13 protein-coding genes are annotated in these 12,388 nt (G+C 71.4%); 7 read left to right on the forward strand and 6 right to left on the reverse strand.

Going from position 1 to position 12,388, the window contains the following annotated elements; all coding sequences use genetic code 11:
• Positions 1–18: 18 nt before the first annotated feature.
• On the reverse strand, positions 19–660 hold the full coding sequence (locus DKT69_RS11940; RefSeq protein WP_109801649.1) for a DUF6642 family protein: 642 nt from the start codon (positions 658–660) through the stop codon (positions 19–21).
• A 314-nt stretch (positions 661–974) separates the two neighbouring features.
• Here DKT69_RS11940 and DKT69_RS11945 point away from each other — a divergent pair, with 314 nt between their 5' ends.
• Positions 975–1,751, forward strand: coding sequence for a D-Ala-D-Ala carboxypeptidase family metallohydrolase (locus DKT69_RS11945; RefSeq protein WP_109801632.1), 777 nt, complete (start codon positions 975–977; stop codon positions 1,749–1,751).
• A gap of 119 nt (positions 1,752–1,870) precedes the next feature.
• On the opposite strand, the gene DKT69_RS11950 is transcribed toward DKT69_RS11945, so the two are convergent.
• The gene (locus DKT69_RS11950) at positions 1,871–2,329 is read right to left on the reverse strand and encodes a hypothetical protein (protein WP_109801633.1); all 459 of its coding nucleotides are present in this window, start codon (positions 2,327–2,329) and stop codon (positions 1,871–1,873) included.
• A gap of 158 nt (positions 2,330–2,487) precedes the next feature.
• Between DKT69_RS11950 and DKT69_RS11955 the strand changes: the two genes are divergently transcribed.
• Complete coding sequence (locus tag DKT69_RS11955; protein ID WP_109801634.1) at positions 2,488–3,051, forward strand: SOUL family heme-binding protein; 564 nt, start codon at positions 2,488–2,490, stop codon at positions 3,049–3,051.
• Between the two features lie 74 nt (positions 3,052–3,125).
• Positions 3,126–3,623 carry a hypothetical protein gene (locus tag DKT69_RS11960; RefSeq protein WP_109801635.1) on the forward strand — a complete coding sequence of 166 codons (498 nt, stop codon included), beginning with the start codon at positions 3,126–3,128 and terminating at the stop codon, positions 3,621–3,623.
• 127 nt (positions 3,624–3,750) lie between these two features.
• On the opposite strand, the gene DKT69_RS11965 is transcribed toward DKT69_RS11960, so the two are convergent.
• Positions 3,751–5,874: a M6 family metallopeptidase gene (locus DKT69_RS11965; RefSeq protein WP_146231052.1), complete on the reverse strand. Its 2,124-nt coding sequence runs from the start codon at positions 5,872–5,874 to the stop codon at positions 3,751–3,753.
• Positions 5,875–6,260: 386 nt separating this feature from the next.
• On the opposite strand from DKT69_RS11965, the gene DKT69_RS11970 reads away from it, so the two are divergent.
• Together DKT69_RS11970 and DKT69_RS11975 are read left to right on the forward strand one after the other, a co-directional pair.
• Complete coding sequence (locus DKT69_RS11970; RefSeq protein WP_161557819.1) at positions 6,261–7,193, forward strand: ParA family protein; 933 nt, start codon at positions 6,261–6,263, stop codon at positions 7,191–7,193.
• Positions 7,190–7,651: a Rho termination factor N-terminal domain-containing protein gene (locus DKT69_RS11975; RefSeq protein ID WP_109801638.1), complete on the forward strand. Its 462-nt coding sequence runs from the start codon at positions 7,190–7,192 to the stop codon at positions 7,649–7,651. The genes DKT69_RS11970 and DKT69_RS11975 overlap by 4 nt, the downstream gene beginning before the upstream one ends.
• Before the next feature lie 64 nt (positions 7,652–7,715).
• Here the strand turns inward: DKT69_RS11975 and DKT69_RS11980 are convergent, their stop codons facing one another.
• Both DKT69_RS11980 and DKT69_RS11985 read right to left on the reverse strand, forming a co-directional pair.
• Complete coding sequence (locus DKT69_RS11980) at positions 7,716–8,729, reverse strand: acetamidase/formamidase family protein (RefSeq protein ID WP_109801639.1); 1,014 nt, start codon at positions 8,727–8,729, stop codon at positions 7,716–7,718.
• Positions 8,726–10,159: an APC family permease gene (locus tag DKT69_RS11985; protein ID WP_236647737.1), complete on the reverse strand. Its 1,434-nt coding sequence runs from the start codon at positions 10,157–10,159 to the stop codon at positions 8,726–8,728. Before DKT69_RS11985 ends, DKT69_RS11980 begins: the two co-directional genes overlap by 4 nt.
• 207 nt (positions 10,160–10,366) lie before the next feature.
• On the opposite strand from DKT69_RS11985, the gene DKT69_RS11990 reads away from it, so the two are divergent.
• Both DKT69_RS11990 and DKT69_RS11995 read left to right on the forward strand, forming a co-directional pair.
• A complete protein-coding gene (locus tag DKT69_RS11990; protein WP_236647739.1) occupies positions 10,367–10,927 on the forward strand; it encodes a DUF1697 domain-containing protein in 561 nt (186 codons plus the stop codon).
• Between the two features lie 106 nt (positions 10,928–11,033).
• Positions 11,034–11,261, forward strand: a complete 228-nt coding sequence (locus DKT69_RS11995; protein WP_109801640.1) for a TM2 domain-containing protein — start codon at positions 11,034–11,036, stop codon at positions 11,259–11,261.
• Between the two features lie 52 nt (positions 11,262–11,313).
• Here DKT69_RS11995 and DKT69_RS12000 read toward each other — a convergent pair whose 3' ends face one another.
• A complete protein-coding gene (locus DKT69_RS12000; protein ID WP_109801641.1) occupies positions 11,314–12,315 on the reverse strand; it encodes an MBL fold metallo-hydrolase in 1,002 nt (333 codons plus the stop codon).
• Between the last annotated feature and the right edge of the window lie 73 nt (positions 12,316–12,388).

The following is a 12,388-nucleotide window of genomic DNA, read 5'->3' on the forward strand; positions in this document are numbered from 1 at the left end:
CGGGCGGGTGACGCGGCGTCAGCGGGAGCGGCCGGCGACGCCGTGCGGGGAGGGCTGGGCCGGCACCCGGGGGCGGGCCGACGCCCGCCAGGCCCGGCCGTTGGCGTAGATCACCCGGAACCCGAGGTACGACGCGAGCGGCGCCCAGTGCGCCGAGCCCATCCGCAGCTCGGCGGCGTTGTGCCGCTGACCGTTGGCGAGCACGTCGAGCAGCACGGTCTCGAAGGCGGCCGATTCCACCCAGTCGACTTCGCGGGTAAAACCGCAGATCAGGGCCGCTCCGGTGATGTCCAGGAAATCGCGCAGCGTGGCGTCGGAGGCGCGCAGCACCGAGCAGCTGCCGAAGTAGAGCCGACGCCCCTCGCACCGGCCGGCCATCCGTTCCGCAACGTCGGCCAGTTCCACGGAGTCCCAGTCGGTGAGGCAGAGCCGGCTCGGTTCGCCGTGCATCGCGAAGAAGCCGACCCGGTAGTCGGCGTACTGCTTGAGCAGCCAGCGGTCGAGGAAGTAGAAGAGTTCGTCGCGGGTGGCCGCGTCCTTGTGGATGAACCGGATCCGGCCGAGCCGTTCGAGCAGTTCCAGCGTGGGCAGGACGGACCCGCGCTCGTTGAGGTCCCGGTGCCACTGGCCCTCGATGCAGAAGACGCCACCGCGCGCCACGCCCACCTCCCCGTTCGCGGAGCCCGGCGCAGACCTTACCGGCCCCGGGTCACGAGCCGGCATCACCCTCGGTGTCCCCGAACCGCCGCTTCTGTCACTCATGGGCGTTTTCGCGACCCGCTTCGACCGGCCGGATCCGCATGGGTGTTTCGCAATTTGCACTATTCACAGCGGCTGCCCAGGAACAAGCGATTGTGAGGACAATTCTGGTTAACGGCCGCTGACCGCCCGGAAGGCTGTCAGGGTGGAAGGGACGGGACGTTCCGGTCCATGTCCTGATCACCACCTATTCGACCTGTTACGGGAGGACTTCTGTGCGCGTGAACACCTTGAAGCGGGCGGTCATCGCGTTCGCCCTGGCGTTGCCCGGGGCCGCGATCGCCACGCTGGTCGCCGCGCCGGCGGCCCACGCCGACGGCTGCTACACCTGGCAACGGACCCTGTCCCAGGGGCGTTCCGGCGCCGACGTCCGCCAGCTGCAGATCCGGGTGGCCGGCTGGGCCGCGTACCGGGACATCGTCCGCGTCGACGGCAGCTACGGGCCGGAGACCGCCGCCGCGGTCCGGCGCTTCCAGTCCGCGTACGGGCTGCGCGTCGACGGCATCGCCGGCCCACAGACCTTCGCCAAGATCTACGACCTGCAGGACAACGACTGCACGCCGAAGCACTTCAGCTACACCGAGCTGGACAACGGCTGCGGCAAGGGCGGGTGGAGCGCTGGCCCGCTTTCACCGACCGCGACCAGGGAAAACGCGATACGCACCATGTGGAAACTGGAGGCGCTGCGGCGCAGCCTCGGCGACAAACCGATCTACGTGAGCAGCGGTTTTCGCAGCATCGCCTGCAACAACCAGGTCAGCGGGGCGGCGGCGGACAGCCAACACCTCTACGGCAACGCCGCCGACCTGACCTCGCGCAGTTCCTCGCTGTGCCAGCTGGCCCGCACGGCCCGCAGCCGTGGCTTCAGCGGCATCTACGGTCCCGGCTACCCCGGCCACGGGAACCACGTCCACGTGGACTCCCGCCGGGAGAACAACCGCGACCGCAGCTCGAACACGACCAGCTGGTCCGCGCCGAACTGCGGAATCTGATCGCCGCCGGCAGCCACGAGCCGGCGGACGTGGACGGCGGCCCGGCACAGGGGTGGGGGACCCTGCGGCCGGGCCGCCGTCGTGCCACCCCGGGCGCGGGCTGTCGGGCGTGCCCCCGATCAGCTCGCCCGGGGCCAGCGCGGCCTGGTGGCGGGGGGCGCCACCGGCCGACCGGTACCGCCGGGCCGGATGGCGGGCCGCACCCCAGGTGCGACGACCCGGCCGGCCTGGCCGCGCGGGGACTGGGTGACCGGGGCCGACGGACGCGCGGACGCCGGCCCGGTCAGCACGAACGGGAAGGGCACGTGCACGAACGGGTTGCCGTGCCGCACCAGCGCGTCGATCTGTCGCTCGTTGAGGCCGTGGGCCGCCAGCACCCGCCGGCCCCAGCGGTGCAGCCGGCAGGGGTACGCCGCGCCGTCGTTGCGGCACTTCGGTCCGGCGGGCCACTCCTCGGCGGCGTGCACCACCACCGCCCGGACCGCGAGCCGGACATCCTCGGGGGTCAGCGATGCCGGCACCGGCACCTCACCCAGGATCTGATCGATGGGATCCGTCGACTGCTCACCAACTCGCACGGCAGGCCTCCCGCAACTCGGCAGCGGTGCGGCTGACCCGCCGCACCACATCCTCGCCCAGTGGTACGGCCCCCGAGCGGCAGGAGTTCAATCCCGGCCTGCCCCGCGACGGGAGCCCGGTAGCGTTTCCGACAGGACAGCGAGGCCGGGAGCATGCGATGACCGAGCGGCAGCCGTACCGGGTGGTGGCCCGCCATCCGGGCTTCGAGCTGCGCCGCTACCCGCCGCACCTGGTGGCCGAGGTGCGCGTCGAGGGCGACTTCGCCACGGCCGGCAGCGAGGCGTTCCGACTGCTGGCCCGGTACATCGGCGGGGCCAACCGGTCCCGGCGGCCGATCGGCATGACCGCGCCGGTGGTGCAGGAGCCGGCCAGGACGGAGAAGATCGAGGTGACCGCCCCGATGGTCCAGGAGGAGGGCGACCGGCCCGGCTGCTGGCTGGTGCGGTTCGCCATGCCCGCGCCCTTCACCGCGGCGACGCTGCCCGAGCCGGAGGATCCCCGGATCACCACCCGGGAGATCCCCGGGCAGCTCGTCGCCGCGACGCGGTTCTCCGGCCGGTGGACCACCCGGGCGTTCGAGGAGCGGGCCACCGCGCTGGGCCGGGCCGTCGCCGCCGCCGGGTTCCAGCCGGCCGGCGCGGTCCGGTACGCCCGCTTCGACCCGCCGTGGAAGCCGTCGTTCCTGCGCCGTAACGAGGTCGCGCTCCCCGTCGCCGAATAGATCGGCGGCCGGCAGGGTTGCCGGGTCACCCCTAGACTTCCGGTGTCCCGCCCCCGGCCCAGATGGGAAGTTCCGTGCATCGCTGGCCCGCCGCCCTGGCCCTGGTCCTGCTGCTCGCCGGCTGCGGCGGCGGCACCGAACGGACGACCGAGCTGCCGGCCTGGCAGACCTCCGCGCCGACGGCCCCGGCCCCGCTGACCGCGAACGAGGCCAAGGGCCGCTACCTGGCGATCGTGGCGCCGTACAACACGGCCCTGGAGGAGCTGCAGGAGGCGCTGAAGGCGGGCCGGCCGTGGCGTACGGTCCGCACCCTGGCCCGTACGGTCGCCACCACCAACGCCGCCCACGCGGACCAGTTGCGGACGACGGTCTGGCCGGCGAAGGCGCAGGCCCCGGTCGCTGCGCTGCTCAAGGAGAACGACCTGGCGCTGCCGCACTGGAAGCTGGCCGGCGAGGCGACGAGCGCTGCGGCGCTCATGCGGGAGATCCGCGCGGCCGCCGCGCACGACGGCGGCGAGCAGGCGACCAAGGTACGCGCCAGCCTCGGCCTGCCCGCCTACCAGAAGCCCTGAGCTCGGCCGTCGCGGCTGCCCGAAGCTCACGGCGAGCGCGGCGGCGCGGTAGCCCCGGGCGCCCGACCCCGACGCGGCGGTGGGCCCGTGCCGCCGCGCGGCACGGGCCCACCGATGGTGGTGCGTCCTACTTCTTGTTGCCGGTGTTGGTCACCCGGAAGGTGTAGTCCGCGTCCAGGAAGGTGAGGTCGCCGGTCGGCAGGTTGGAGATCAGGACGGCGAAGTCGTCCTGGTTGCCGCCGGCGCACTTCGTCTGGAGACCGCTACGGGTGAACTGGTCCCCGGTGAACCGGTAGACCCAGTTGCCCGCGCCGTCGGTGATCTCCCCCGCCGAGGTGGTGCCCGGCGTGAGGTCGCAGTGGCTGACCACCTGGACGGTCCAGTTGTTGTCCTGGGTGCCGGTGGTGGAGAACCAGTCGCCGGCCGGCGAGGAGAGGGTCGCGTCGGCGCCGTTGACCCGGACGTCGTCGACGAACCAGCCGGTGTCCAGGTAGGCGGCGTCGGTGGAGTACCGGAACCGCACGTCGGTCGCGCCGGCCGGCAGGTTGGCGGTGAGGTGCACGTAGACCGGGTCGTCCACGAAGTACTCGCCGCCGGAGGTGCCGGTCAGGCCGTTGCCCTCGGTGTTGTTGCCGTGCGGGTTGTCGTTGGTGGTGACGACCTGTCCGGCGTCGTTCCGCAGCGGGACGGTGACCCAGTCGCCGCCGACCAGGGCCTCGGCGAAGCCGTAGTCCCAGCCCTCCTCGATGAAGTTCCAGCTCCAGAAGTCCAGCGAGCTGACCGGGCCGGCGGTATCGACGTTGAGGATGTTGTCGGACTGGCTCTCGTAGCCGGCGTACCAGTGGGTGGTGCCGGTGTGCGGGGCGATGACCGTCTGGTCGTCGCCGTCGAAGGCGACCGCGACGGTCGGGCCGGGGTTGCGGAACCGCTCGACCGACATGCCGAACGGCACGGCGGTGGTGTCCGGGCGGTTCTTCAGCCGGGCCCACTTGGCCTCCGGCGTGGCCCCCTGGTAGCTGCCGCGACCGCTCCAGAACACGTCGTCGGCGATGTCGATGGTCCACGCCGTGTCGGCCGGGTCACCGAAGTTGAAGGCCTTGATGTCGTAGGTCGGCGAGTTCTCGTCGTCCAGGTAGACCGCCACCGACCAGTCGCGGAACAGGTCCGCCGCGCTGCGCAGGTGCGAGCCGGTCGCGGCGTTGAAGTCGTCGATGGCGTTCTGCACGCCGGTCATGCCGTCGGCCTGCTCCTCGAAGATGGTCTTGATGAGCAGGTCACCGGCCTTGTCGTCGTACTGCTTGTCCGGGGTGTAGGTGCCGTCGCCGTTGCCGCCGGCCTGCTCCCACAGGTACTGGAAGTAGGTGAACGAGGCGCCGTAGTTGGCCAGTGTGCCGCCCCAGCGGGTCAGCGAGGTCTCCTCGTAGAAGACCTGCTGGTTGCTCAGGTGCGAGCCGCCGGCGTCCAGGCCGTTGAGGAAGATGGCGAAGTCGGCCAGCCCCTCGTCGACCCAGGAGAGCTCGCCCGGATCGCTGTAGTTGTGCAGCAGGTGCTGCAGCTCGTGGGCGACGGTGCCCTCGTACAGTTCCGGACGGTCGTTGGCCGGGTTGGCGTCGCGCCACGGCGAGTCGTTCGGCCCGACCCGGTTCGCCCAGTCCAGGGCGTCGACCACGATCACGTTCATGCCGACGCTGTCGATGAAGTCGGGGGCGAAGTAGCCGGCCGTGTACGACGTCTGCGCGCAGTCGTAGTACGCGTCGTCCTGGATGTTGTAGAGGACCATCACCAGCGAGTCGCTGGCCGGCTCGGCCGGGTCGGCCGCGTCCATCGGGCCGTAGTGCTCCTCGTCCACGGCGACGATCTGGTCGGCGAGCTTGTCGCCGACGTAGTTGATCTCCGCCTGCGTGAGGGTGAACTGCGCCGCGGTGGCGGTGGCGCACGGCGTGAACCCGTCGGCCGGGTTGTGGTCGAACTGCGGGTCGAGGCTGGCCACGCCGGCCGGCGCGGTGCCGTCGAGCGGGGTGCCCTTCGGGACGTAGATGTAGACCGGGGTGCCGTCGGGCGTGGTGTTGGCGTACACCCGGGTGAAGTCCTGGTTGTACGTTCCGCCCGCGGCGCTGTCGTTGATCGGCAGCGTGATGGTCGGTTCGCCGGGAAGGTTCTCGTGGTCGTTGGCCTGGGCCGGGGCCGAGACCGTGAAGGCGAGCGCTGTCATGCCCGCCGTCAGGGCCGCGATCCGGCTCGGTCGTCTCATTCGCACGCGGATGCCTCCTGGGAGTGTGGCCGCGACAGCTCGTCCACGGCCATCGATGTAACACCTTTCCAGCCCCGTGCGTTGCAGTCCTACCGGGGCTGACCAGGGAATACGTTCCTTAGCAGACCATCAGCGACGACGAATGCGAAGAGACTTTCTGTAACGAAGACGTCACGACGTCGATAACTGGCTGGCCGGAAATTCCCGTCGTACCGGAACCTGATCCCGGGTCACCCGGGAAGCCGACGTCGCATCCTCCGAGCAGCTGTCCACTGACGAGGGACACGACAATGCGTACGGGGCCGCCCGGACCGCGGCAGGACGTACGGGGGGCTTCTTGGGTCGGATCCGGCTGCCGCTACCGTTCCCCGTCTGGGGAGGTGCCGGTGTACGTCGTATCGGTGATCAATTACAAGGGCGGGGTGGGCAAGACCACCATGACCGCCAACCTCGGGGCCGAGCTGGCCAACCGGGGGATGAAGGTGCTGCTGATCGACCTCGATCCGCAGGCCAGCCTGACGTTCAGCTTCTACGAGCCGGACGACTGGCGGGACCGGCTGCGCGACGACCGCACGGTCAAGCGCTGGTACGACGGGCTGCGCGGGGACACCCCCAAGATCACCCTCGGTGAGCTGGTGGTCTCCCCCGGCCCGGCGAACGCGCACCTCAAGGGCGCCGGCCGGCTCGACCTGATCGCGTCCCACCTCCAGCTCGTCGACATCGACCTGGCGCTGGCCCGGGGCGTGGCCGACGGCGACGAGTACGACGCCGAGCTGTTCCGGGTGCGGGGCTCGCTGGCCGAGGGGCTGCACGACGAGGCGCTGGATCCGTACGACCTGGTGCTGATCGACTGCCCGCCGAACTTCAACGTGGTCACTCAGTCGGCGATCATCGCCAGCGACCACCTGCTGATCCCGGCGCGGGCCGACTACCTCTCCACGCTCGGCATCGACTACCTGCACGGCAACGTCCGGGAGCTGGTCGACCGGTACAACGCGGACTCCCGCCGGTTCGCCACCATCCGCCGGCACCACAAGGTCGCGCCGGGGATCGCCGGCGTGGTGTTCACGATGATCCAGCTCATGGCGCAGCGGCCGATCGCCGCCCATCAGGGCTACATGGACCAGGTCCGGGCGCTCGGCGTGCCGGTCTTCCCGACCGCGCTGCGGGAGAACGTCACGCTCTTCGCCACGAACACCCCGCGCGGCGTGCCGGTGGTGCTGCGGGAACGGGTCACCGCCCCACCGGTCCGCGAGGAGCTGCGGCAGATCACCACCGAGTTCCTCGCCCACCTCCAGCCCGCCGGAGCCACGGCATGACCGACCCGACGCGCACCGCCCTGGCCCGGGTCGCCGAGTTCCTGACCGGCCTCTCGGCGGCGGACCTGACCGAGCTGGCCGCCGGGCGGGCCCGGCTGGCGTTGGTCCGGGCGGGGGACGCCACGCCATCTGGTCCCTCCGCCTCCCCGGCCCTGGCGACCGCCGCCGGGACGACCACCGTCGCGGCACCGACCGGTGCGGCCGCCCCGCTGGCCACGCGGCCGGTGGCGGCGTCCGCCGTGGACCCCGAGCACGCCTACGCGGCGCTCGCCGCCATGTCGCGGCGCGACGACGGTACGGCGTACCTGTCGTCGTGGACGACCCGTGACCTGCGGGCGCTGGCCGCGCGGACGGGGCTGCGCGGGGTAACCGGACTGCGGAAGATGGAGCTGGTCGAGCGGATTGTCGACCGCACCATCGGCTTCCGGCTCGACTCCACCGCCATCCGCCGGCGCTGACCGCCACGCCCCCGGCTGCTGGCCGCCATAGGGGACGCCCGCCAACGGCGGCGTCCCCGTCGGCTCAGCGGTGGGTCAGGTAGTCGCGGGCGATCTGCCGCAGCCGGGTGTGCGTCCCGTCGTAGGTGCTCGCGCCGCCGAGGTAGCGCTTGGCCACCTTGGCGACCATCGTGTAGTTGGGGTCGCAGACGTTGCCGACCGGCGCCTCGCCGGCCTGGCTGATCAGCTGGTACGCGTCGAGCTGGTCCAGGCCGACCAGCTCGGCGGTCCAGGTGACCAGGTCGTGCTGGCTGATCCGGTACGCGTCCTCCAGCGGCCGGGCCGAGCCGGTGCACATCAGCGCGTCGTCGGACTCCAGGCGCGGCCACGGCGTCCCGACGCCCTTGATCACGTCGACCACGACGGTGGTGTTCATGGCCGCCTCCACCGCGGTGCCGCAGACCTCGCCGTGGCCCTGCCGGCAGTGGCCGTCCCCGAGGGCGAACAGGGCTCCCGGCACGTTGACGCCGAAGTAGGCGGTGACCCCGGCCCGCAGCTCGGGGGTGTCCATGTTCCCGCCGTGGGTGTCCGGGGTGATCGTCATGCGCGCCTCGAAGGCGCCGGGCGCCACGCCGACGGTGCCGTGCATCGGGTCCAGCGGCAGTTCGACGGTGAAGTCGCCGCGCCGGGCGCGGTAGGTGACCGTGCCGGCGGCCACGTCGACGTCGTACCGCCAGACGACCTCGTCGAGCGGGGGATGCAGGGTGGCGGTGGCGTGGGTGCCGGTGAGCGCCCCGAAATGCGGGAAGGTGGTGGAGATCGCCCAGTCCCGGGCCGGTTCGATGGCGACGAAGTGGACGGCGAGGGTGTCCCCCGGTTCGGCGCCCTCGACGTGGATCGGGCCCGTCACGGGGTTGAGGTACGGGAACTCGCACACCCGCGACGGCAGGTCGTCCACCCCGCGTACCCGCCCGCCGAAGCAGTCCTCGGTGTGCAGCTCCAGGATCGTGCCCGGCCGTACCCGGCGCACCGGCTCCCGCCCGCCGAAGGTGTACGACAGCTCGTCTGGCTCGGGCCGGTACTTCACGACCTCGTTCATGCTCGCTCCTTGGCCGGCTCGTCCGTGGGTTCGTGCTCGGCGTCGGTCAGGGCGGGCAGTTCGGGGCGCCGGCCGGTCGCGTAGAAGGTCAGCAGGACCAGCACCCCGATGCCCAGCCAGACGAAGCCGAGCACCTGAGCGGCGACCTTGGCGTTGATCACGACGAAGAGCAGGATGACGAAGCCGACCACCGGCACGACCAGGTGCCGCAGCCAGTCCCGGCTGCTGTTACGGATCACGTAGTGCACCACCACGGACACGTGCAGCGCCAGGAAGGCCGTCATCGCGCCGAAGTTGACCAGTGTGGAGAGCAGGGAGATGCCGTCGTCCCGGCTCGCCATCCAGAGCCCGAGCGCGAGGGAGATGCCGGCGACCAGCAGGGTGGCGTTGGCTGGCACTCGGTGTCGGGCGTTGACCCGGGCCAGCAGCCGGGGCATCTGCCCGTCCCGGGCCATCGCGTACAGCAGGCGGGAGGTGGCGGCCTGCGCCACCAGCGAGTTGGCGAAGCCCCAGGCGATCGCGGTGGCCAGGGCGGTGAGCCCGGCCAGCCAGCCCCCGCCGGCGACCCGGGCGGCGTCGTAGAGCGCGGTGCCCTCCGGGTCGCCGTCGGCCAGCAGGCTCGCCGAGTCCGGTACGAGCAGCGCGGCGACCCAGGTCTGCACGATGAACAGGGTGCCGGCGAGCAGCAACGCCGCCACCATCGCCCGGCCGATCTGGCGGGCCTCCTCCCGGCTCTCCTCGGCCAGCATGGAGATGCCGTCGAAGCCGAGGAAGGAGAGCACGGCGATCGACACCGCGCCGAACACCAGCGGCCAGGAGAACGTCCCGGAGTCGAAGAGCGGGCGCACACTGAATCCGTCGCCCTTGCCCTCGGCGAGCGCGACCACGCCGACCACCAGGAAGATCGCCAGGATCACCAGTTCGGCCGCCAGCATGACCCGGTTGACCCGGGCGGTCATCCGGATGCCGAGGTAGTTGACCGCGGTGTTGAGCACGACGAAGGCGGCCAGCCAGGCCCACACCGGCACGGCCGGCACGAGCGAGTGCATCGCTACGCTGGCCACCAGGTAGAGCAGACCGGGCACCAGGATGTAGTCGAGCAGGATCACCCAGCCGGCGAGGAAGCCGACCGGTGGGGCGATGCCGCGGCCGGCGTAGCTGTAGACCGAGCCGGCCATCGGGAAGGCCTTGACCATCTGCGCGTACGACAGGGCGGTGAACATCATCGCGACCATGCCGATGAGGTACGCCAGCGCCACCATGCCGCCGGAGCCGGCGTAGACACTGCCGAAGATGCCGAATGGGGCGATCGGCACCATGAAGATCAGACCGTAGACCAGCAGGTCCGTGAAGCTCAGGGAACGGCTCAGCTCCTGCCGGTAGCCGAAGCGCTCGATGGGGGTGGAAGCCTCGCCCGGGGGTCGGGTCACCGAGGTCTCCTTTCCGCTCGTGACGGGAGGGGCAGGGTGGAGTCACGTGATGGAGCCGCGGGTCTGGACCGGAAAAGTGAGACGGGCTTCCCTATTGATTAACTTCTACGCCCTGCCGATCGCCGGGTCAACCACCGGCGGGCGCTGCCGGCCAACGCACGGACTGCCTAGGCTGGACGAGGACGCACATCGACGCGAGGAGGCGGGATGGCAGAACGGAAGGCCGGCGTGGGCCGGTACGTGGCCCTACTGCGCGGGGTCAACGTCGGCACCACCCGGATCGCGATGGCCGACCTGCGCCGTCTCGTCGCCGACCTCGGCCACGAGGACGTCAAGACCTACCTGCAGAGCGGCAACGCGGTCTTCACCAGCACCGCGACAGACCCCGCCAAGCTGGCCCGGGGCATCGAGCGGGCGATCAGCGACGAGCTGGGGCTGACCGTGCCGGTGCTGGTCCGCAGCGGCGCCGAACTGACGGCGGTCACCGAGGCCAGCCCGTACGCCGACCGGCAGGACGACCCGACCCGGCTGCTGGTGGCCTTCCTGTCGGCGCCCCCCACGAAAAGCCGCGTGGCCGAGCTGACCGTGCCGGCCGGGGAGAACGTCGAGTACGCGGTGGCCGGCCGGGAGATCCACCTGCACTTCCCCGACGGCGGGTACGGCCGGACGAAGTTCACCAACGCGTACCTGGAAAAGCAGCTCGGCGTGGTGGCGACGACCCGCAACTGGAAGTCGGTGTGCGCGCTGCGCGACCTGGCGACGAGCTGAGCGGCGACTCCACCGTCCGGCTGAACTTCACCTTATCGATCTTGTCCGGTGGTCCACGGTCCCGCTACGCTGCGGGGCCGCCAACGTCATTTGTGAAAGGACCACCGTGACCGCTCCCGTTTCCGCCACCGCCCAGAAGTCCTGGGTGGTCGCGCTTCTGCTCTGCTTCTTCTTCGGCGTGCTCGGCGTGCACCGCTTCTACGCCGGCAAGGTCGGCACCGGCATCCTGCAGCTCATCACCTTCGGTGGTCTGGGCATCTGGACGCTGATCGACTTCATCCTGATCCTGGTCGGGTCGTTCAAGGACAAGCAGGGCCAGCCGCTCGCCAAGTGAGCACCGCGCGGAGGGGCCGGGGTCGGGCGATCCCGGCCCCTCCGGCGTACGCCTAGAAGTGGTAGGCGGTGTGGTACTCCGGCACCACCACCCGGCTGCGCGGGGACGCCTTCCGCACGGCGGCGATCAGGTCGTCGAGGCGCTTGCGGTCGCTCGGCGCGACGGTCGGCGGGTTGGTCAGCGGGGTCTCGAAGTTGTCCCAGTGCACCGGCACCACGACCTTCGGGTAGTCCAGTGCCGCCATCAGCCGCGGCACGTAGTCGGCCGTCGAGCTGGTCGCCGCCGAGGCCACCATCGCGACGTCCGGCGCCAGCCCGGCGAGGTGGCGCTCGTTGAGGTCACTCGCCCCCATGAAGAACACCGCCGGGCCGTCGGCGACCCGGATCTGGTACGCCAGGGTGTCGCCCTCGGGCAGGTCCGCGATGGTGGCGGGCTTCGGCGGCGGGGACACCCGCACTCCCGGGAAGGCCAGCGAGTACGCCCCGTTGCGGCTGTGCAGCGAGCTGACCACCTCGACGGTGTAGTCGCCGAAGTCGAGCACCTCGCCGCCCTTCACCGGGCTGAGCTGCCCGGCCGGCACCCCGTACGCCAGGCCCAGGTGGTAGGCCGTGAGGGTGCCGAAGACCCGGGCGCCGGTCCGGCCGGCGATGTGCGGCACGTCGTTGTAGTGGTCCCAGTGGGTGTGCGTGACCAGCACGTTCTCGGCCCGGTCCACGTGCCGGTCGACGACGGCGGTGTCCACCTCGAGCGGGGTGGCCGGGTCGAAGGCGCCCCGGAACAGGCCGGTGTCGAGGCGGCTCAGGTAGGGGTCGACCAGGACCGTCCGGTCGCCGATGTCGATCCGCCAGCCGGACGTACCCCACCAGCGGAAACTGACCGCGCCACGGCGTCGGCCGGTGCTGGCGGCGACCGGCGCGGTGGCCGGCGGGGCCGCCTGGGCCGGCGTGGTCAGCGCGGCGGCGGCGAGCCCGCCGGCGGAGACGGCGGCGGTGCCGACCGCGGCGTCCCGGAGCAGCCGGCGACGGTCGATGCCGGACGTACGGTTCTCGGGCATGGTGCGTCCTCCCCGTGGGGTTCGGTGATCGGTACGCCCACCCCACCACCCGGACCCGCCCCACGTCCAAGAT

Source organism: Micromonospora sicca, from assembly GCF_003172935.1.
GTDB classification, from domain to species: domain Bacteria; phylum Actinomycetota; class Actinomycetes; order Mycobacteriales; family Micromonosporaceae; genus Micromonospora; species Micromonospora sicca.